This window comes from Desertibaculum subflavum, assembly GCA_003576705.1.
GTDB lineage: Bacteria > Pseudomonadota > Alphaproteobacteria > Ferrovibrionales > Ferrovibrionaceae > Desertibaculum > Desertibaculum subflavum.
This window is the reverse complement of sequence record QOZS01000010.1, coordinates 21,546-41,787: the sequence shown is the minus strand read 5'-3', so window position 1 is coordinate 41,787 and position 20,242 is coordinate 21,546. Positions and strand designations below refer to the sequence as shown.

The window sequence follows — 20,242 nt, the reverse complement described above, 5'->3', positions numbered from 1 at the left end:
CCCACGGCCCAGCTGCGATTACATTCTCTCTTGAAGGGAGAGTCCATGTATCGACTGTAATATTAGAGTGACATTTGTGGGGCACGTTCCGCTTATGGTGCGCCGATCGGGGCCGCCGGCCAGATATGGACATCGACCGGTTCCCCCCGGCCGCGCACGGCGACCGGTCCGAAATGGCGAAAGGCGGGCAATGTGCCGCCGGCGGCGTGGGCCGCGGCAAGGCAGGCCTCGGACGCCGCGATGCGGCAACGCGCTTCCCGCGTAAATCCTTCCAGACGGCTGGCGATGTTGACCGTGTCGCCGATGACGGTGAATTCCAGCCGCTCCTCGGTGCCGGTATTGCCGACCACCGCCGGCCCGAAATGGAGACCGATCGACAGCGGTATGCCGGCGGCGCCGCGGGCGGCGCGCTTGCCGTTCCAGCGGTCGATCTCCTGCTGCAGCTCGACGGCACAGCGCAGCGCGCGTGCCGCGGCATCCGGCATGTCGCCGATGGCGCCGAAGGTGGCGAGAAAGCCGTCGCCGATATATTTGTCGAGCGATCCGCCATGGCGGAACACCACGCGGCAGCAGCGCTCGTGAAAGCTCTTCAGCAGAGCCACGATGCGTTCCGGCGGCGTGCGCTCCGACAGGCCGGTGAAGCCGACGATATCGGCGAACAGCACCGCCACCTCGCGGGTCGCCGGCGTGTCGAAGCGCCGCTCCGACCGCAGGATGGCATCGGCAAGATCGGCCGAGACGTAGCGGGCGAGGGCGGAGCGGGCGATCTCGGCCCGCGTATGGCGCAGCAGCATCAGGCGCGAGCGATGCACGGCGGCGGCCAGCACGCCGGTCGCGATCGCGGTCAGGATCACCTGGTTCAGCAGGGTGCCGCCGCTGACGAAATGGGGGTCGAGGAACACTTTCATCGCGGCGTCCACCGGCATGCTCTCCAGCCCGCCGTCATAGTGCAGCGTGTCGGCGCGCCAGTAGACCGCGGCCACGCCGGCGCTCCAGGTCGCGATGATGCTGATGCCGGTCCAGATCACCTGCCAGGGCGAATAGGAGAGGGCGGCGCCGACCAGCAGCACGATGAGATAGAGGAACTCCGAGGAGCGCAGCCGCGTCTGTACCGGCCAGCCGATATCGAGGCCACCGGGTGGCGGCATGATGATGACGGTGGTGATGAGCGCCGCATCCAGCACGACGAACACCGCCTGGATCGCCGCGGCATATCGATGCCGGCGCAGCAGATGCGGCACCAGGCCGAGCAGGAAGAACAGGGCCGCGGCGGCGAGGTAGTACCATAGGCGCGGCGGCACGGTCAGCAGCGGCAGGCACAGCATGACGGCGGCGACGGCGAAGCCGCGCGCCCGGAACGCCACCGCGCGGCCGGCCTGCTCCTCGGCAATGACGGCCTGGCGCTGCCGGTCCCCTGTCGGCCGGTAAAAACGCCACCTGTCGAGAAATCCGCCGTGACCTGCCTGCCTCATCGGAGCGCGCACCATGTTGAATTCCGCGGCATGATAGCGATGCGCCCGCGCCTCATGCATCGGCCGGCAGCGACAAAAAAGGGTCAGGAAACATGAGCAGTCCGGAGCAGAGCGAGCTCGACGCCGAGGCGGAAGAGCTGATCGACGCGCTGACCATCCCGAAGCGCCGGGTCCGCCCGCGCCTTGCAGAGCCGTTGCGCGCCGCCTCGGAGCATGACGTGGACACGCCGTCCGGCCCGGTGCGCGCCTGGCGCCTGGGCAAGGGGCCTGCCGTGCTGCTGATCCACGGCTGGGATGACGACAACTGCCTCTGGGGCCCGCTGATCGACAAGTTCGGCGAGGTTGGCCGGCCGGTCGTCGCGCTCGACCTGCCGGGCCACGGCTTCTCGCGGGCGGAAGATCCGTCGGCGGGATCGGCGGTCGCTGGCGTGCGCGCCGTGGCGGCGGCGCTCGGGCCGATCGACGCGGTGGTCGGCCATTCCTTCGGCTGCGCCGTCGCCATGCAGGCAATGGCGGGGGGGCTCGACATCCGGCGGGCGGCCTTCATCGCGAGCCCGGTGCCGAAGCCGGGAAACCGCTGGAACCGCGCCCGCCGCGCCGGCGTGCCGGAGGAGGTGATCGCGCGCGCGGCCGAACTCTATGCGCAGCGGCCGGACGCGGCGGCGCCGCCCTTCGATCTGCAGGCCGCCGCGGCGAAGATGACGGCCGCCGCCTTGTTCCTGCACGCGGTGGACGACGAGCAATGCCCGGTCGAGGATGCCGAGGCGCTGCGCGGCCTGTGGCCGGGCGCGAAGCTCGCGCTGGCCGACGGGCTCGGCCATCGCCTGATCGCGCAGGACGTCGCCATGCTCGACCGCGTTGTCGGCTTCATCGAGGCCGGCCGCTGAGCGCGCCTTCGGCGGCGGTGATCGGCGGCGGCCCCGCCGGCCTGATGGCCGCGGAGATGCTGGCGGAGCACGGGATCAGCGTCGATCTCTATGACGCCATGCCCTCGGCCGGCCGCAAGTTCCTGATGGCCGGCCGCGGAGGCCTCAACATCACGCATACCGATCCGCCGGAGAAGTTCCTCGCCCGCTATGGCGCGCGCGCGCCGCGGATCGCGCCGTTGCTGGCGGGCTTCGGCCCCGACGAACTGCGCGCCTGGGTTCACCGTCTCGGCATCAAGACCTTCGTCGGCACGTCGGGGCGGGTGTTCCCAGCGGAGATGAAAGCGGCGCCGTTGCTGCGTGCCTGGCTGCACCGGCTGCGCGGCGCAGGCGTTCGCTTTCACATGCGGCATCGCTGGCAAGGGCTGGAGCAGGCCGATCACGGCATTCGGCTCAGCTTCGCGACGCCGGAGGGAGATAAAGAGGCGCGCGCCGATGTGGTGGTGCTCGCGCTCGGCGGCGGCAGCTGGCCCAAGCTCGGCGCCGACGCCGCCTGGCTGCCGGTGCTGCAATCGCTCGGCATCGCCATCGCGCCGCTGCGGCCGGCCAATTGCGGCTTCGATACCGATTGGAGCGAGCATTTCCGCACTCGCTTCGCCGGCCAGCCGGTCAAGCGCGTCGCCATCGACGGCCGGCAGGGCGAGTTCGTGGTCACCGCGGCCGGTGTCGAGGGCAGCCTCGTCTATGCTCTTTCGGCCGGATTACGCGACGCCATCGAGGCGGAGGGCAGCGTGACCGTTGCGCTCGACCTCGTGCCGGAGCGCGAGCCGGCGCGTCTCGCCGAGGCTCTGTCGCGCCCGCGCGGCAACGCCTCCCTCGCCAACCATCTGCGCAAGACCATCGGCCTCACCGGCGCCAAAGCGGGCCTGTTGCGCGAGCTGGCGAAGCCCGAGGACTTGGCGTCGCCGGCGCGCATCGCCAAAGCGATCAAGTCGCTGCCGCTCCGCCTGCTGCGCCCGCGCCCGCTCGCCGAGGCGATCAGCACCGCCGGCGGCGTCGCCTTCGAGGCACTCGACGAGCGGCTGATGCTCCGCGCGCTTCCCGGCGTGTTTTGCGCTGGCGAGATGCTGGACTGGGAGGCGCCGACCGGCGGCTACCTGCTCACCGCCTGCTTCGCCGGCGGCCGCGCCGCGGGCCTCGGCGCGGCGGCATGGCTCGGCCGTCAGGCGAGGCCGTCCTCGCGCTCGTCGATGAACTCGTCGGCGCGGCTGTAGCCGCGCAGCTGCGCGACATCGGCGATGCGGACCTCGTTGCCCCGTCCCGTCACGCCCTGGCTTTTCAGCGTGGCGAAGGCGCGCGACAGGCTCTCGGGCGTGATGCCGAGCCGGCCGGCGATCAGCCGGCGCTCTTCGACCAGGGTCACGGTCGCCGCGCCTTCGGATCTTCGCGTCAGGGCCAGCAGATAGGCGGCGAGCCGTTCCGGCGCCGAGCGCAGCTTCAGCTCCATGATCTGGCGCACGAGGCGCCGCCAATAGCGTGCCAGCATCATTGCCGTGGCATGCGCCAGCTTCACATCGCCGGCCAGCTGATTGCGGAAGCTCTCGGCCGGCAGCATCAGGATCCGCGCATCGGTGACGATGCGGGCCGACATCAGGTAGGGCGCTTCCAGCATCACCGCCGGCGCGATGATGGTGTCGCCGGCGCTGAAGAAATCGACCACGACCTCCGTGGAACCGGTGAGATTGCCGGTCAGGGCCACGCGGCCGGTTAGGATCACATGCAGGAAATCCGGCGCATCGCCCCGGTGAAAAAGCTCGGCCCCCTTCGGCAGGGTCTGGACGAAGGCGCCCCGCGTGATGCGGGTGATGTCCTCCGTCATCAGGCCCGCGAACAGTTTCGCGTGACGCAGCTGTTCGAGATCTTCTGACCGCACCGCCCCTCCCCGATGCCGAAGCCCGGCATGGCACCCTTCATAGCCGATGAATGCGCGTCGGATAAAATTGACAAATATCAATTGTGGACAGGTCAAATGTCAGAATAGGAAATGGAATTCGACAATCCCGTCGCATTTTACTCGCGCGACCGCCGGGAACTTGACCTGAGTCAACGAGGGCGGCGCTCGCTTCCTTGAAATCCTTGCGTGATCGCCGGCCACAGATCCGCCGGCAGAGCCGCGAGGACAGGTTCCATGCCCACTTCCGCCGCCCCGACCGGCAGCGACCAGACCCAGGCACTGACGCTTTCCACCGTCGCCTTCACCGTCTGCTTCGCAGTATGGACGATCTTCTCCATCATCGGCATTCAGATAAAGCAGGATCTCGGCCTCAACGAGTTCCAGTTCGGCCTTCTGGTCGGGACGCCGATCCTGACCGGCTCGCTGGTGCGCCTCGCGCTCGGCATCTGGACCGATCAGTATGGCGGCCGCATCGTCTACACGGTGGTCATGGTGGCGGCGGCGATCGCGACCTGGCTGCTGACCTTCGCCTACGACTATCCGACCTTCCTGCTCGCCGCGCTCGGCGTCGGCCTTGCCGGCGGCTCCTTTGCGGTCGGCGTCGCCTATGTCTCGAAGTGGTATCCGAGGGAGCGCCAGGGCACCGCGCTCGGCATCTTCGGCATGGGCAATGTCGGCGCCGCGGTGACCAAGTTCGTCGCCCCCTTCGTGATGGTCGCCTATGGCTGGACCGCCGTGGCGCAGGTCTGGGCGCTGGCGCTGCTGGTCATGGCGGCGGTGTTCTTCTTCACCACCAAGGACGATCCCTCGCTGGCCGAGCGCCGGCGGACGAAGGCCAAGCCCGAGCCCTTCTTCGCCCAGCTCGCCCCGTTGAAGAACGTCCAGGTCTGGCGCTTCTCGCTCTACTACTTCTTCGTGTTCGGCGCCTTCGTGGCGCTGGCGCTGTGGCTGCCGCGCTACCTGATCGGCGTCTACGGCCTCGACATCAAGACCGCCGGCATGATCGGCGCCGCCTATTCGATCCCGGCCAGCATCTTCCGCGCCTATGGCGGTAAGCTGTCCGACCAGTTCGGCGCCCGGCGGGTGATGTACTGGACGTTCTTCGTCTCGGTCATCTGCACGTTCCTGCTTTCCTATCCGCCGACCGATTACGTGGTGAAGGGCATCAAGGGCCCGATGACCTTCACGCTCGAAATGGGCGTGGTCGGCTTCACCGTCGTCGTCTTCGTGCTCGGCTTCTTCATGTCGCTCGGCAAGGCGGCGGTCTACAAGCACATCCCGGTCTACTACCCGGGCCATGTCGGCGCCGTCGGCGGTCTGGTCGGCCTGATCGGCGGGCTCGGCGGCTTCGTGCTGCCGATCGCCTTCGGCCTGCTCAACGACCTGACCGGCGTCTGGCAGAGCTGCTTCATGCTGCTGTTCTTCCTGGTCGCCGGCGCGCTGGTGTGGATGCACGTTGCGATCCGGCAGATGGAGCGCGAGGCGGCGGGCGAGGTGTTGCGCAAGCTGCCCGAGCTGCCGGAAATGGCGCCGATCCACGAGCCGAAGCATGTCGGTGCCCTCGGCGCCCATGTGCTCGCTGACTGGCGGCCCGAGGATGCGACCTTCTGGCAGACCACGGGCCGTGCCATCGCCCGGCGCAATCTCTGGATTTCCATCCCCTGCCTCCTGCTCGCCTTCGCGGTCTGGATGGTGTGGTCGGTCGTGGTCGCCAAGCTGCCTTCGGTCGGCTTCAAGTTCACGACGGACCAGCTCTTCTGGCTTGCGGCGTTGCCTGGCCTCTCGGGCGCGACACTCCGCATCTTCTACTCCTTCATCGTGCCGATTTTCGGGGGGCGGCTGTGGACGACGCTGTCGACCGCCTCGCTGTTGATTCCGGCGGTCGGCATCGGCTTCGCGGTGCAGGATCCGACGACGCCTTACTGGATGTTCCTCGCTCTCGCGCTGCTCTGCGGCTTCGGCGGCGGCAACTTCGCCTCCTCGATGTCGAACATCTCCTTCTTCTTCCCCAAGGCGGAGAAGGGCAACGCGCTCGCGCTCAATGCCGGCCTCGGCAATCTCGGTGTCAGCGTGGTGCAGTTCGTGGTTCCGCTCGTGATCACCTTGGGGGTGTTCGGCGCGATCGGCGGTGCGCCGCAGGCGGCGGGCCAGGCATCGCTCTACCTGCAGAACGCGGGCTTCATCTGGGTGCCGTTCATCCTGGTGTCCAGCATCGCCGCATGGTTCGGCATGAACGATATCGCCTCGATGAAGGCGTCCTTCGCCGAGCAATCGGTGATCTTCACCCGTCGGCACAATTGGTACATGTGCTGGCTCTATGTCGGCACCTTCGGGTCGTTCATCGGCTACTCGGCGGGCTTTCCGCTGCTGACCAAGACCCAGTTCCCCAGTGTCGATCCGCTGCATTACGCGTTCCTCGGCCCCCTGGTCGGCGCCTTCTCGCGGGCGGCGACGGGGTGGCTGTCCGACAAGTATGGCGGCGGGCGCGTCACCTTCTGGGTGTTCGTCACCATGATGCTGGGCGTCCTGGGCGTGCTGTACTTCCTCGGCATCAAGGACCAGGCGTATGCCTTCTGGGGCTTCCTCGTCATGTTCCTGCTGCTCTTCGCGGCGACCGGCGTCGGCAACGCCTCCACCTTCCAGATGATCCCCGCGATCATGCGGAAGGAGATCCCCCGGCTCGAACCCGGCATGTCGCCGGTCGATCAGGTCCGCCAGGCCGAGAAGGAATCGGCGGCCATCATCGGCTTCACTTCGGCGATCGCCGCCTACGGCGCCTTCTTCATCCCGCGCAGCTACGGCACCTCGATCTCGATGACCGGCGGGCCGGAGGCGGCGCTGTGGGGCTTCCTCGTCTTCTATGCGAGCTGCGTCGCGCTGACCTGGTGGGCCTATACGCGCCGCGGCGGCCTGCTCTACGACGTCGAGCGCGGCAAGGCGCCGCCCGCGCCGCATCCGGCCCCTGCCCAGTAAGCGAAGAATAGGAGCGCATCATGAGCCACTTTCTCGACCGGCTGCTGTTCTTCCGCAAGAACGTCGACAGCTTCTCCAACGGCCATGGCGTGGTCACCAACGAGGACCGCTCCTGGGAAGACGCCTACCGGAACCGCTGGGCGCATGACCGTATCGTGCGCTCGACCCACGGCGCCAACTGCACCGGTTCCTGCTCGTGGAAGATTTACGTCAAGGGCGGCATCGTCACCTGGGAGACGCAGCAGACCGACTATCCGCGCACCCGGCCCGACCTGCCGAACCACGAGCCGCGTGGCTGCTCGCGCGGCGCGAGTTACTCCTGGTACCTGTACAGCGCCAACCGACTGAAGTACCCGATGGTGCGCGGCCGGCTGATCCGCATGTGGCGGTCGGCCAAGGTGCAGCACAAGGATCCGGTTCTGGCCTGGGCCTCGATCGTCGAGGATCCGGCGAAGACGCAATCCTACAAGGCGATCCGCGGCCGCGGCGGCTTCGTCCGCTCCACCTGGGACGAGGTCAACGAGATTATCGGCGCGGCCAATGTCTACACCGCGAAGTCCTATGGCCCCGACCGCATCATCGGCTTCTCGCCGATCCCGGCCATGTCGATGGTCTCCTATGCCGCCGGCTCGCGCTATCTGTCGCTGATCGGCGGCGTCTGCATGTCGTTCTACGACTGGTATTGCGACCTACCGCCGTCGAGTCCGCAGACCTGGGGCGAGCAGACCGACGTGCCGGAATCGGCCGACTGGTACAACTCGAACTTCCTGATGCTCTGGGGCTCCAACGTGCCGCAGACGCGGACGCCCGACGCGCATTTCATGACCGAGGTCCGCTACAAGGGCGCCAAGGTCGTAGTGGTGACGCCGGATTACAGCGAGGCGTCGAAATTCGCCGATGTCTGGCTGGCGCCGAAGCAGGGCACGGATGCGGCCATGGCTATGGCCATGGGCCACGTCATCCTGAAGGAGTTCCACGCCGACAAGACGGTGCCATACTTCGCCGATTATTGCCGGCAATACACCGACATGCCGCACCTGGTGCGCTTGGTGCAGCGCGACGGCCGCTATGTCGCTGACCGCCTGGTGCGCGCCTCCGACTTTGCGGACAAGCTCGATCAGGCGAACAATCCGGACTGGAAGACGGTCTGCATCGACGAGAATACCGGCAAGATCGTGCCGCCGCAGGGCTCGATCGGCTTCCGCTGGGGCGAGCAGGGCAAGTGGAACCTGGAGGAGAAGGCGGCCGATGGCGCTGCCATCAAGCCGCGCCTCTCGCTGATCGACGCGCGCGACGACGTCGTGCCGGTCGGTTTCCCCTATTTCGGCGGCCAGACGCACGAGCACTTCCCGCATTCGCCGCATCCCGACGTGCTGATGCGCAACGTGCCGGTGAAGAAGCTGCAGCTGGCCGACGGCGAGACCCTGGTCGCCACCGTCTACGACCTGTTCATGGCCAATTACGGCGTCGACCGCGGCCTGGGCGGCGAGAACATCGCCAGGTCCTACGACGATGACGCGCCTTATACGCCGGCCTGGCAGGAGAAAATCACCGGCGTGCCGCGCGAGCGCGTCATCGCCACCGCCCGCGCCTTCGCTGACAACGCCGCGCAGACCAACGGCAAGTCGATGGTGATCCTCGGCGCCGCGGTGAACCACTGGTACCACGGCGACATGATCTACCGCGGCATCATCAACCTCCTGGTGATGTGCGGCTGCGTCGGCCAGTCGGGCGGCGGCTGGTCGCATTATGTCGGCCAGGAGAAGCTGCGCCCGCAGACCGGCTGGACCCCGCTCGCCTTCGCGCTCGACTGGGTGCGGCCACCGCGGCAGCAGAACTCCACCTCGTTCTTCTACGCCCATACCAGCCAGTGGCGGCACGAGACGCTCGGCGTCGAGGAGATCCTGTCGCCGACCGCTGACAAGACATCCATGCAGGGCAGCCTGATCGATTTCAACGTGCGGGCCGAGCGGATGGGCTGGCTGCCTTCCGCGCCGCAACTCGAGGTCAACCCGCTGCAGGTGACCAGGGACGCCGCCAAGGCGGGCGAGGAACCCGGCCCCTATCTGGTCAAGCAGCTGAAGTCCGGCGGCATCAAGCTTTCCTGCACCGATCCGGACAACCCGAAGAACTTCCCGCGCAATATGTTCGTCTGGCGCTCCAACCTGCTCGGCTCGTCGGGCAAGGGGCACGAGTACTTCCTGAAATACATGCTGGGCGCCCAGCACGGCGTGCAGGGCAAGGATCTCGGCGTCGAAGGCCGTGCCAAGCCGCAGGAGGTGGTCTGGCACGAGCACGGCGCCGAAGGGAAGCTCGACCTGCTGGTGACCATCGACTTCCGCATGTCGACCACCTGCATGTATTCCGACATCGTGCTGCCCACCGCCACCTGGTACGAGAAGCACGACCTCAACACCTCGGACATGCATCCCTTCATCCACCCGCTCTCGGCGGCGGTGGACCCGGCCTGGCAGGCGCGCAGCGACTGGGAGATCTTCAAGGGCATCGCCAAGGCCTTCTCGGCGGCGGCACCGGGCCATCTCGGCGTCGAGAAGGACCTCGTGCTCAACCCGTCGATGCATGACAGCCCCGGCGAGCTTGGCCAGCCCTTCGCGGTGAAGGACTGGACCAAGGGCGAGTGCGACCCGATCCCCGGCAAGACCATGCCGTCGCTCACCGTGGTCGAGCGCGACTACCCGAACACCTACAAGCGTTTCACCGCCCTCGGGCCGCTGATGACCAGGATCGGCAATGGCGGCAAGGGCATCAGCTGGAAGACCGAGGACGAGGTCAGGTTCCTCGGCGAGCTGAACGGCACCGTGGCCGAGGAAGGCCCGACCAAGGGCCTGCCGCGGATCGACAGCGATATCGACGCGGCCGAGGTGATCCTGACGCTCGCGCCGGAGACCAACGGCCATGTCGCGGTCAAGGCCTGGCAGGCGCTGGGCAAAGCGACCGGCATCGACCACACGCATCTCGCGCTGCCCCGCGAGGACGACAAGATCCGTTTCCGTGACGTGCAGGCGCAGCCGAGGAAGATCATCTCCTCGCCGACCTGGTCGGGCCTGGAATCGGAGAAGGTGAGCTACACCGCCTCCTACACCAACGTGCATGAGCTGATCCCCTGGCGCACGCTCACCGGCCGGCAGCAGCTCTACCAGGACCATCCCTGGATGCTGGCCTTCGGCGAAGGCCTCTGCGTCTACCGGCCGCCGATCGACACCAAGGCGACCACGCCGATGCTGGGCAAGCGCAGCAACGGCAACAAGGAGATCGCGCTCAACTTCATCACGCCGCATCAGAAGTGGGGCATCCACTCCACCTATACCGACAACCTGATGATGCTGACCTTGTCGCGCGGCGGGCCGATCGTCTGGCTCAGCGAGATCGATGCCCAGTCGATCGGCATCGAGGACAACGATTGGATCGAGGCCTTCAACCTGAACGGCGCGCTGGTCGCCCGCGCCGTGGTCAGCCAGCGCGTGCCTAAGGGCATGGTGCTGATGTACCACGCGCAGGAGAAGATCGTGAACGTGCCGGGCAGCGAGATCACCCATGCCCGCGGCGGCATCCACAACTCGGTCACCCGCGCCTGCCTGAAGCCGACCCACATGATCGGCGGCTACGCGCAGCAATCCTACGGCTTCAACTATCACGGCACGATCGGCACCAACCGCGACGAGTTCGTCATCGTCCGCAAGATGGCGAAGGTCGATTGGCTGGACGGGCCGGCGCGGGATATCCCCGCGGCCGCCGAGTGAGGAGGGTCATCCCATGAAGATCCGTGCCCAGATCGCGATGGTGCTGAACCTCGACAAGTGCATCGGGTGTCACACCTGCTCGGTCACCTGCAAGAACGTCTGGACCAACCGCGACGGCGTCGAATACGCCTGGTTCAACAACGTCGAGACCAAGCCCGGCATCGGCTATCCCAAGGAATGGGAGAACCAGGCGAAGTGGAAGGGCGGCTGGGAGCGCAAGCGCAACGGCCGCATCCAGCCGCGCATCGGCGGCAAGTGGCGCGTGCTCGCCAACATCTTCGCCAACCCGCAGATGCCGGAGATCGACGACTACTACGAGCCCTTCACCTTCGATTACGAGCACCTGCAGACGGCGCCCGAGAGCCAGGCCATGCCGGTGGCGCGTCCGATCTCGCTGATCACCGGCCAGCGCATGGAAAAGATCGAATGGGGGCCGAACTGGGAAGAGATCCTCGGCACCGAATTCGCCAAGCGCTCGAAGGACAAGAACTTCGACAACATCCAGAAGGAGATCTACGGGCAGTTCGAGAACACCTTCATGTTCTACCTGCCCCGGCTCTGCGAGCACTGCCTCAACCCGGCCTGCGTCGCCGCCTGCCCGTCCGGCTCGATCTACAAGCGCGAAGAGGACGGCATCGTCCTGATCGACCAGGACAAGTGCCGCGGCTGGCGCATGTGCGTCTCGGCCTGCCCGTACAAGAAAATCTATTACAACTGGCAATCGGGTAAGGCGGAGAAGTGCATCTTCTGCTACCCGCGCATCGAGGTGGGCGAGCCGACCGTGTGCTCGGAGACCTGCGTCGGCCGTATCCGCTATCTTGGCGTGCTGCTGTACGACGCCGACCGCATCGAGGAAGTCGCTTCCGTCGCCGATGAGAAGGACCTCTACCCGGCTCAGCTCTCGCTGTTCCTCGACCCGCATGATCCGAAGGTGATCGAGCAGGCGCGCAAGGACGGCGTGCCGGAGAACTGGCTCGAGGCCGCGCGCAACTCGCCGACCTACAAGATGGCGATCGACTGGAAGGTGGCGCTGCCGCTGCACCCGGAATACCGCACCCTGCCGATGGTCTGGTACGTGCCGCCGCTCTCGCCGATCCAGTCGGCTGCGGAGGCGGGTACGATCGGCTTCGACGGCGAGTTGCCGGACATCAAGAAGCTGCGCATCCCCGTCCGCTATCTCGCCAACCTGCTCACCGCCGGCGACGAGCCTTCGGTCGAGCGGGCGCTGAACCGCATGATGGCGATGCGCGTCTTCATGCGCGACCGCCATGTCGAAGGCCGCGTGAACAGCAAGGTTCTCGATCAGGTCGGCCTCACGGCTGCCCATATCGAGGACATGTACAAGACGATGGCGATCGCCAATTACGAGGATCGCTTCGTCATCCCGACCACGCATCGCGAATACGCCGAGAACGCCTTCGATCTGCGCTCGTCCTGCGGCTTCAGCTTCGGCAACGGCTGCTCCGACGGCGCCAGCAAGCCGAGCCTGTTCGGCTCGAAGAAGCCCGCCGGCACCAAATCGCTGGAGAAAGTGTGATGCGAACCCTCAAGGCGCTGGCCGCGCTGATGGCCTATCCGGAGGCGGCGACCATCGAAGCGCTGCCGGAGATCCGCTACGTGCTCGAGACCGAACGGGTCCTGGACCCGACCCGCTGCGCGGCCGTCGGCCGGCTGATCCGCGAGCTCGAGGTCGACGACCTGCTCGACGTGCAGGAGCGCTATGTCGGTCTGTTCGACCGCACCCGCACGCTCTCGCTGCACCTGTTCGAGCATGTGCACGGCGACGGCCGCGAGCGCGGGCCGGCCATGGTCGAGCTCGCCAAGACCTATCTCGACCACGGGCTGATGATCGCCGGCAACGAGCTGCCGGACTATCTGCCGCTCTTCCTCGAATACCTTTCGGTCGTCGACCGGGCGGAGGCGAAGCAGCTGCTCGGCGAGGTCGCCCATATCACGCAGGCGCTGCGCGACCGCCTGCTGAAGCGGGGCAGCGCCTATGCCGCGCTGTTCGACGCGCTGCTCGCGCTGGCCGATCACCTCCCGGCGCCGGCGCCGGTCACCGAGGATGTCGATCCGGACGACTTCGCGGCGATTGACCGCGCCTGGGAGGATGCCGAGGTGCTGTTCGGTCCCGCCGCGGCGCCGCAAGGCGCGGGCGCTGCCGATGGCTGCGGCAAGGCGGCGGAGATCCTCCGCCGCATGCACACGACCTGAGCGAGGGAGGCACCGATGGCCGGCTATCTCCACCAGTTCTTCTTCGGCATCTATCCCTATATCTGCCTGTCGGCCTTCCTGATCGGCAGCCTGGTCCGGTTCGACCGCGAGCAGTACACGTGGCGCTCCGGATCGAGCCAGCTGCTGCGCGCGCGCCAGCTGCGCTGGGGCTCGAACCTGTTCCATATCGGCATCCTGTTCCTGTTCGCCGGGCATTTCGTCGGCCTGCTGACGCCGCATGTCGTCTACGAGCTTGTCATCACCGCGCAGGCAAAGCAGCTGATGGCCGTGGTCTCCGGCGGCATCGCCGGCACGGTGTGCTTCATCGGGCTCACCATGCTGCTGCATCGGCGGCTGTTCGATGCCCGCATCCGCGCCACCAGCTCGCCCATGGATATCGCGATCCTGTTCCTGCTCTGGATCCAGCTGGTGCTCGGCATGGTGACCCTGCCGTTCTCGCTGTCGCATTCCGACGGCTCGGTCATGCTGGCGCTGTCGGAATGGGCGCAGCGGATCGTCACCTTCCGTGGCGGCGCGGCCGATCTGATCCTCGGCGTCGACTGGCCGTTCAAGCTGCATCTCTTCTTCGGCCTCACCATCTTCCTGGTCTTCCCGTTCAGCCGGCTGGTGCATATCTGGAGCGCGCCGGTCTGGTACGTGCTGCGGAAGCCGCAGGTGGTGCGCCGGCGCGGTTCCGGCCGCACATTGCCGATCGGGGGTGAGTGATGCTGGCCCAGGTCAACGGCGTCGAGATCGCCGAAGCGGCGGTGCTGGCCGAGATGCAGCACCACCCCGCGCCGAGCCGCGAGGGCGCGTTCCGGCAGGCGCTGGAAGCGCTGGTCGTGCGCGAGCTGCTGCTGCAGGAGGCCCGCCGGCTCGCGATCGAAGACGCGCCGGAAGCCGACGAGCTGCCGGAGGAGGCGGCGATCCGCCGTCTGCTGGCCGAAGCGGTGGCGGTGCCGAGCGCCGACGAGGCGGTTTGCCGCCGCTACTACGATAACAACCGCAAGCGCTTCCGCGCCCCCGAATTGTTCGAGGCCGAGCACATCCTGTTCGCCGCGGCGCCCGACGACCGGGAAGGCCGCGACGCGGCCAAGGCCGCCTGCGCCGCCGCCATCGCGGCGCTTGATGCGGCACCGGAGCGCTTCGCCGAGCTCGCCCGCGACCACTCGGCCTGCCCCTCGCGCGACGAGGGCGGCCGGCTCGGGCGCATCGGCCGCGGCAGCACGGTGCCGGAATTCGAGACCTTCCTGATGAGCCTCGATCCCGGCGAGATCTGCCCGCGCCCGGTGGAGACGCGCTACGGCTTCCATGTGGTGCGGCTGACCGGCCGGTCGGGCGGCGAAGAGCTGCCGTTCGCGGCGGTGCATCAGCGCATCGCCGCCTATCTGGCGGAAACCGCCTGGCGGCGCGGCGTGGCGCAGTACGTGCAGATCCTGGCCGGCCAGGCCCGCGTCGAAGGCATCGATCTGGGCGGCGCCGAGACGCCGCTGGTGCAGTAGCCCGGCATGTGCGGCGGCACGGGAACGCAGGACACGGTGCCGGCCATCGGCCGGATCGATCCCGCGCTGCTGGCGAGCCCGCTCGACTATATCGAGGCCGAGAACAACCGCCGTCGTGTCGTCCTGGCCCAGCTCGAATCGTTCATCCGGGGCCTGCCGGCGCAGGCGCGGGCCCGGCTTGCGCCCGCGCTCCGGCAATACCTTGCCATCGATCTGCGCGATCACGTCGACGATCTGGACAAGGATCTGCTGCCGCTGCTCGGCCGGCGCTGTATGCCTGAGGACGGCATTGCGCCCGTCTGTGCCGCGCTGCGTGAGGCGCATGCCACCGGCCTGGGAATGGCGAGCGGCATCGCCGGCGAGCTATCGGAGCTTGCTGTCGCGCGGAAGTCGCTCGGCGACCGCTTCGCGGCCGCGGTGGCATCGTTCATCGCCGTGCAGCGCCGCGACCTGTTGGCGGAGACCGACATGGTGCTGCCGCTCGCCCGTGCCAGGCTCGGTCGCGGCGATCTGCGCCGCCTGTCGCGCGCCATGGCGCGGCGCCGCGGCGTCGCCGCGAAGGAGGACTGAGGCATGGCCACCATCCGCATTGAAGAGCCGCTGCCGCAGGGCCGGCGCCTCGCGCCCACGTCCGGCTTCATGCTGTTCGCCTATGGCTTCCGGCCGTTTTTCCTCGCGGCCGGGATCTACCCGCCGGTCGCGCTCATGGCCTGGATCGGCAGCTTCGCCGGATGGTGGTCGGTCGGCGGCGACCAGCCGATGCTCTGGCACGGCCACGAGATGATGTTCGGCTTTCTGGCCGCGGCGTTCGCCGGCTTCCTGCTGACCGCGGTGCCGAACTGGACCGGCACCACGCGGCTGCACGGCGCGCCGCTCGCCGGCCTGTTCGCGCTCTGGCTCGCCGGCCGCGTCGTCATGTGGCTGCCGGACCTGGTGCCGCCGGTGGCACAGGCGGCAGTGGACCTCGCCTTCCTGCCGGCGCTGGCGCTCGCCATCGGGCTGCCGGTCTTCACCCGCTCGCGCGCCCGCAACGGCGCCTTCATCGTGCTGCCGCTCGCCTTCGCCGCCGCCAACGCCGCCTATCATGCCGCCGCGCTCGGCTTCGACATCGACGGCCTGGCCGCCCTGCATGTGGCGATCGACCTGATGCTCGTGGCGCTGACGGTGATCGGCGGCCGCATCGTGCCGGGCTTCACCCAATCGGGCCTGCGCATGGCCGGCAACATGGTCACCATCGCGGCGGCGCCCTGGCTCGATCGCGCCGCCATCCTGTCGATCATGGCGGTGGTCGCGGTCGATCTGATCGGGCTCGATGGCCAATTCGCGGCCGCCATTCTCTGCGTCGCCGTCGCGATTCACGCCGCCCGGCTGTTGCGCTGGCAAGGCTGGCTTGCCTGGCGGCTGCCGCTGGTCTGGGTGCTGCACGTCGCCTATCTCTGGCTGGTGGCCGGCCTGGCGCTGCGCGCGGCCGGCGCGTTGGGCCTGGTGCCGGCGGCGGCCGGCCTGCATGCCATCACCGCCGGCGCCATGGCCACCATGATCGTGGCAGTGATGACGCGCGCCTCGCTCGGGCATACCGGAAGGCTGCTGCAATCCTCGCCCGCCATCGTCGCGATCTATCTGCTGGTGATCGCCGGCGCGCTGGGCCGGGTGCTGAGCGCGCTGGCGCCCGGCGAAAGCTATCTCGTGGCGACCGTGGCGGCCGCCGCGCTCTGGGCGCTCGGCTTTCTGCTCTTCGCCATCGTCTATTTCCCCGTCCTGGTCGGCCCGCGCGCCGACGGCCGCGAGGGCTGACCCGGGAACCACCCCCGCCGCCTCGCGTTGACTCTGGCTCAGCCGCGGGAGAGCCAGCCATGCAGACCAAGCTGCTGCACCAGGATGAAGGCCAGCGCACCTTCGCCGTGATCATGCAGACCGGCGACGAGGTGATGAGCACCCTGAGGGATTTCGCCGCGCGCGAGCGCCTGTCGGCGGCGCAGATCACCGCCATCGGCGCGCTCAGCGATGTCGTGCTCGCCTATTTCGACTGGCAGGCCAAGCAGTACCAGCACATCCCCGTGCGTGAGCAGGTCGAGGTCGCGTCCCTGATCGGCGACGTGGCGCTGGGCCCGGACGGCAAGCCGGCCGTGCATATCCACCTCGTGGTCGGCCGGCGCGACGGCACGGCCATGGCCGGCCACCTGGCCGAGGCACATGTGCGCCCCACGCTGGAAGTGATCCTCACCGAATCGCCCGTGCATCTCCGCAAGAAGCACGATCCGGAAAGCGGCCTCGCCCTCATCGCGCCGGCGGCCTGAACCTCCGCCGTGAGAGCGGTGTGACCACGTCGTGGCCCTGGCACGGCCGTAGGAACGAAGCATTGCAGCGTTCATTGAGCGGTCGCGGCGGCGGGCGGCTGTGGCCGTCGTGCATCGCCCGATCGTTCAATTCAGTGGAGTAGTCTCATGATGAAGCGATTTGCAGCACTTTCCGTGGTTGCCTTGATGTTGGGCGCGGCGCCGGCCGCCTTCGCGGCAGGTGCCGGCAGCAGCGGCGGCGCCGGCGGGGGCAGCGGTTCCGGCGCGCCATCCGGCCCCGGCACCAATCCCGGCATGGGAACGCAGCCGGCGCCGGGCGGCGCGCTGCAGAACAGCCCGCGCGGCACCGATGGCGCTTCGCCGGGCACCACGTCACCGGGCACGACCTCGCCCGGCACCACCCAGCCACGCGCCAGCGGGCCGGTCAACACGCCTTCGGAAGCCAGCACCGCCTTGCAATCGCGCGGCTACAGCAATGTCCTAGGTCTGGTCCGTACCGGCGATACCTATCGCGGCCGTGCCACGCGCGACGGCAGGATGGTCGTGGTGGAGATCGATGCCCGCACCGGCGCCGTGCGCGAAGTGAGCGGCTGAGCGCGGTCCAACCCAGCAGCAGGCCGGCCGTCCGCAAGGGCGGCCGGCCTTTCGTTTGTGACCATCACACGACCGCTCTGTCCCATCCGCCATAGTGATCGCCGCCGAGGTCGCCCCGCGGCAGGCTCAGCGCGATGAGCAGAAGACCGGCCACGATGTCGAACGCCATGGCCGATGTGCTGCCCCCGCTCAGCAGGAAGGGCGAGGCGATCAGCCAGGCGCCAAGCGGCAGGTTCGCGAACCGCACTGCCCGCGCCATGCCGGCCAGCGCGACCACCGTCAGGGTGATGACGAAGCAGCCGACCAGATGGTCGCTATCGGCCAGCGCGCCCTCGGCCCCGGTCAGCATGCGGGTCAGCATCAGCAGGACGCCGATCGCGATGCAGGCCACCAGGTTCGGCGGAAACATGACGCCGCCGACCAGAAAATCGCGCACCACCTGGCCCGCCGGCGCATCGATATCGGGCGAAGGGTCGCTCGGCTCGCCGGGCAGGACGCCGCCGCGCCAGAAGGTGCGCCAGAACGGCAGCCCGGCGCGGCGGGCGCGCAGCAGGAACTGCGCCGTGGCCAGCAGCTCGTCCAGCGAATAGGGGATCATGATCACGCTGATTGCCGCGGTGGCGAGGCAGATCGTGCACCAGTCGCCGAGCAGCACCGGCTGGATCATGATGAAGAAGATGCTGACACCGCCGAGCGGCACGATCATCAGGCCGAAGGCCAGCACCAGCCACGGCATGGTGCGCCAGCGCCGGCGGTCGCCGATCAGGCCGGTCATCGCCTCGATCAGGTAGGTCACCGCGCCGACGCCGGCATCCGGGATGGGCCAGGCCTCCGAGACATAGGAGGTGATGATGCGCTCTGTCCCCTGGCCGAAGAACGGATCCCACACGGCGTCGATATGGCCGAGCTGGAACGCCGCCAGATAGCGCGAGACGAGGAAGCCGATCAGGGCCAGCGCCACGATCGGCAGGCGCTGCGAATAGAGCGAGGGCGAATAGGTCCATCCCGCCGGCATGTCGCTCGCCGCGGCGAGCGCTTCCGGCGCGATGCCGGGCGGCCGGCGCAGCACCACGGCGAACAGCACCGCCAGGGCGCCGGCGGCGCTGTCATTCGCATAGGCGGCCGCACTGGTGGTCCAGAACACCAGCGGTGCCGTCATCAGCCAGGTGCCGAGCAGAGCGATCGCCCAATCGAGCCAGCGCCGCCGCTCGTCGAGCGCGAGTACGGCCAGCGCCGCCAGCAGAGCGCCGCAGGCGAGCTCGTTCCATCCTGTCAGGCGGTCGCCCGGGGCCGCGGCGCCGAACAGGCCGAACACGAAGGGGCTGCCGATTAGCCACAGGCCCAGCCCGGCATTGGCGAGTGCGGCCCAGCGCGACCGCGCATCCGCCTCGCGCATCTTTCGCTCGGCGCGGCGCTGCTGCGCCTCGTCCGACCTTCCGCTTTCGCGCCGGTCGATCCGCGCCGCCGCGACGGCCGCCGGGTTCAACTTGTTGCGCCGGTACCAGCCAGCGGGATCTTCCTTCAGCCGCGCGATCATCGTCGGCAGCGTCTCGCGCAGCGAATGCTTCGGCGTCCAGCCGAGCAGCTTCCTGGCGCGCGCGATGTCGAGCTCCAGGTGATAGCTCGCCTGGTCGATCATCCAGGGCTGCACGAAGGGATCCAGGTCCAGCACGTCTTCCTGCAGCCACTGCCCCAACTCGGCGAATTCCGGCGGGATCTCGCGCGTGTCCCAGGGCTGCCCGTGGATCAGCTCGCCGATCCGCGCCTGCAGCTCGCCATAGGACAGCGTCTCCGGCTCGCCGATCAGCAAGGTGGTCGCGGGCGGCAGCTCGGCACGCCGCTCCACTGCCTGGGCGATGGCCGTCACCAGGTCGTCGATATGCAGGTAGGGCTGGCCGCTTTCCAGCTTGCCCGGATAGAGCCGGCTTATCATCCGTTGCTCGAAGATGTTGGCGATCTGCTGCGCCAGGAAGGCGGCGCCGCCGTCGTCGCTGTAGACACCGGCACAGCGCATGATGACGACCGGCATGTCGCCGCGCTCCTCGCGCAGCACGTCTTCCGCCTCGGCTTTCGATTGCGGGTAGGGCGTGGCGGGATCGATTGGCCAGTCCTCGTCGATCGGCCGGCCGGGCTCGGTCGGCGCATGCACCAGGATGGTGCTGGCGTAGACGAACTGCTCCACCTGCATCCCGCGCAGCGCGCGCACCAGATTGCGCGTGCCCTCGACCGTCACCTTGCCGTACATCGGATTCGGGTCGCCGGAGAGGTCGTAATAGGCGGCGAGATGGATGACGGCGACGATCCGCGGCCCGCGCGAGACGCGGATCCGGTCGACCGCAGCGTTGACGCTGCCCGGATCGGAAAGATCGGTGCGGATCGTCTCGAGCTCCGGCGCGGCGCGGGGCGGCACTTTGAAGTCCAGGCCCACGACGTCGAAGCGGCCGGCCAGCCGCTCGATGATGGCATTGCCGAGGAAGCCCCCGCTGCCGGTGACGATGATGGTGCCGAGCTTGCCGGGTCGCGACCGGGCGGGCCGCTCCCGCACCTGCTCGGCCGCTGCGCGGGCCTTTGTCATGCCTCACCTGCCCCGTGCTTGCCGTGCATGCGGG

The 20,242-nt window shown here is 68.2% G+C and carries 15 protein-coding genes; 12 read left to right on the top strand and 3 right to left on the bottom strand.

Going from position 1 to position 20,242, the window contains the following annotated elements:
• Window positions 1-92: 92 nt before the first annotated feature.
• Complete coding sequence (locus tag DT074_RS07125) at window positions 93-1,472, bottom strand: adenylate/guanylate cyclase domain-containing protein (RefSeq protein ID WP_162914693.1); 1,380 nt, start codon at window positions 1,470-1,472, stop codon at window positions 93-95.
• A 92-nt stretch (window positions 1,473-1,564) separates the two neighbouring features.
• Here DT074_RS07125 and DT074_RS07120 point away from each other — a divergent pair, with 92 nt between their 5' ends.
• Window positions 1,565-2,359 (top strand): alpha/beta fold hydrolase, encoded by a 795-nt coding sequence (locus tag DT074_RS07120; protein WP_119419139.1) that lies wholly within the window; start codon window positions 1,565-1,567, stop codon window positions 2,357-2,359.
• 17 nt (window positions 2,360-2,376) lie between these two features.
• Window positions 2,377-3,612, top strand: coding sequence for a BaiN/RdsA family NAD(P)/FAD-dependent oxidoreductase (locus tag DT074_RS07115; protein ID WP_368744509.1), 1,236 nt, complete (start codon window positions 2,377-2,379; stop codon window positions 3,610-3,612).
• On the opposite strand, the gene DT074_RS07110 is transcribed toward DT074_RS07115, so the two are convergent.
• Window positions 3,561-4,271, bottom strand: coding sequence for a cyclic nucleotide-binding domain-containing protein (locus tag DT074_RS07110; protein ID WP_162914692.1), 711 nt, complete (start codon window positions 4,269-4,271; stop codon window positions 3,561-3,563). The two genes, DT074_RS07115 and DT074_RS07110, sit on opposite strands and share 52 nt — an antisense overlap.
• Window positions 4,272-4,526: 255 nt before the next feature.
• On the opposite strand from DT074_RS07110, the gene DT074_RS07105 reads away from it, so the two are divergent.
• From DT074_RS07105 to DT074_RS07060, 10 genes are all read left to right on the top strand, one after another.
• A complete protein-coding gene (locus DT074_RS07105) occupies window positions 4,527-7,265 on the top strand; it encodes a nitrate/nitrite transporter (RefSeq protein WP_119419136.1) in 2,739 nt (912 codons plus the stop codon).
• 20 nt (window positions 7,266-7,285) lie between these two features.
• Window positions 7,286-11,026 (top strand): nitrate reductase subunit alpha, encoded by a 3,741-nt coding sequence (locus DT074_RS07100; RefSeq protein ID WP_119419135.1) that lies wholly within the window; start codon window positions 7,286-7,288, stop codon window positions 11,024-11,026.
• A 13-nt stretch (window positions 11,027-11,039) separates the two neighbouring features.
• On the top strand, window positions 11,040-12,563 hold the full coding sequence (gene narH / locus DT074_RS07095) for a nitrate reductase subunit beta (protein ID WP_119419134.1): 1,524 nt from the start codon (window positions 11,040-11,042) through the stop codon (window positions 12,561-12,563).
• Window positions 12,563-13,240 (top strand): nitrate reductase molybdenum cofactor assembly chaperone, encoded by a 678-nt coding sequence (gene narJ, locus DT074_RS07090; protein ID WP_119419133.1) that lies wholly within the window; start codon window positions 12,563-12,565, stop codon window positions 13,238-13,240. Before narH ends, narJ begins: the two co-directional genes overlap by 1 nt.
• A 15-nt stretch (window positions 13,241-13,255) precedes the next feature.
• Complete coding sequence (gene narI / locus DT074_RS07085) at window positions 13,256-13,966, top strand: respiratory nitrate reductase subunit gamma (RefSeq protein WP_119419132.1); 711 nt, start codon at window positions 13,256-13,258, stop codon at window positions 13,964-13,966.
• Window positions 13,966-14,742, top strand: coding sequence for a peptidylprolyl isomerase (locus DT074_RS07080; RefSeq protein ID WP_119419131.1), 777 nt, complete (start codon window positions 13,966-13,968; stop codon window positions 14,740-14,742). Before narI ends, DT074_RS07080 begins: the two co-directional genes overlap by 1 nt.
• A 6-nt stretch (window positions 14,743-14,748) precedes the next feature.
• The gene (locus DT074_RS07075) at window positions 14,749-15,312 is read left to right on the top strand and encodes a hemerythrin domain-containing protein (RefSeq protein WP_119419130.1); all 564 of its coding nucleotides are present in this window, start codon (window positions 14,749-14,751) and stop codon (window positions 15,310-15,312) included.
• Window positions 15,313-15,315: 3 nt separating this feature from the next.
• Window positions 15,316-16,536, top strand: a complete 1,221-nt coding sequence (locus DT074_RS07070; protein WP_119419129.1) for an NnrS family protein — start codon at window positions 15,316-15,318, stop codon at window positions 16,534-16,536.
• Window positions 16,537-16,595: 59 nt separating this feature from the next.
• Window positions 16,596-17,039 (top strand): PPC domain-containing DNA-binding protein, encoded by a 444-nt coding sequence (locus DT074_RS07065; protein WP_119419128.1) that lies wholly within the window; start codon window positions 16,596-16,598, stop codon window positions 17,037-17,039.
• A gap of 150 nt (window positions 17,040-17,189) precedes the next feature.
• A complete protein-coding gene (locus DT074_RS07060; RefSeq protein ID WP_162914691.1) occupies window positions 17,190-17,633 on the top strand; it encodes a PepSY domain-containing protein in 444 nt (147 codons plus the stop codon).
• A 64-nt stretch (window positions 17,634-17,697) separates the two neighbouring features.
• On the opposite strand, the gene DT074_RS07055 is transcribed toward DT074_RS07060, so the two are convergent.
• On the bottom strand, window positions 17,698-20,208 hold the full coding sequence (locus tag DT074_RS07055) for an NAD-dependent epimerase/dehydratase family protein (protein ID WP_119419126.1): 2,511 nt from the start codon (window positions 20,206-20,208) through the stop codon (window positions 17,698-17,700).
• Between the last annotated feature and the right edge of the window lie 34 nt (window positions 20,209-20,242).

What these genes read in the sequence shown, in the direction of transcription:
- DT074_RS07080 (WP_119419131.1), top strand. Translation starts at nt 13,966, where the DNA reads ATGCTGGCCCAGGTCAACGGCGTCGAGATCGCCGAAGCGGCGGTGCTG.
- DT074_RS07075 (WP_119419130.1), top strand. Translation starts at nt 14,749, where the DNA reads ATGTGCGGCGGCACGGGAACGCAGGACACGGTGCCGGCCATCGGCCGG.
- DT074_RS07070 (WP_119419129.1), top strand. Translation starts at nt 15,316, where the DNA reads ATGGCCACCATCCGCATTGAAGAGCCGCTGCCGCAGGGCCGGCGCCTC.
- DT074_RS07060 (WP_162914691.1), top strand. Translation starts at nt 17,190, where the DNA reads ATGAAGCGATTTGCAGCACTTTCCGTGGTTGCCTTGATGTTGGGCGCG.
- DT074_RS07055 (WP_119419126.1), bottom strand. Translation starts at nt 20,208, where the DNA reads ATGACAAAGGCCCGCGCAGCGGCCGAGCAGGTGCGGGAGCGGCCCGCC.
- DT074_RS07105 (WP_119419136.1), top strand. Translation starts at nt 4,527, where the DNA reads ATGCCCACTTCCGCCGCCCCGACCGGCAGCGACCAGACCCAGGCACTG.
- DT074_RS07125 (WP_162914693.1), bottom strand. Translation starts at nt 1,472, where the DNA reads ATGAGGCAGGCAGGTCACGGCGGATTTCTCGACAGGTGGCGTTTTTAC.
- narH (WP_119419134.1), top strand. Translation starts at nt 11,040, where the DNA reads ATGAAGATCCGTGCCCAGATCGCGATGGTGCTGAACCTCGACAAGTGC.
- DT074_RS07100 (WP_119419135.1), top strand. Translation starts at nt 7,286, where the DNA reads ATGAGCCACTTTCTCGACCGGCTGCTGTTCTTCCGCAAGAACGTCGAC.
- DT074_RS07065 (WP_119419128.1), top strand. Translation starts at nt 16,596, where the DNA reads ATGCAGACCAAGCTGCTGCACCAGGATGAAGGCCAGCGCACCTTCGCC.
- DT074_RS07120 (WP_119419139.1), top strand. Translation starts at nt 1,565, where the DNA reads ATGAGCAGTCCGGAGCAGAGCGAGCTCGACGCCGAGGCGGAAGAGCTG.
- narI (WP_119419132.1), top strand. Translation starts at nt 13,256, where the DNA reads ATGGCCGGCTATCTCCACCAGTTCTTCTTCGGCATCTATCCCTATATC.
- narJ (WP_119419133.1), top strand. Translation starts at nt 12,563, where the DNA reads ATGCGAACCCTCAAGGCGCTGGCCGCGCTGATGGCCTATCCGGAGGCG.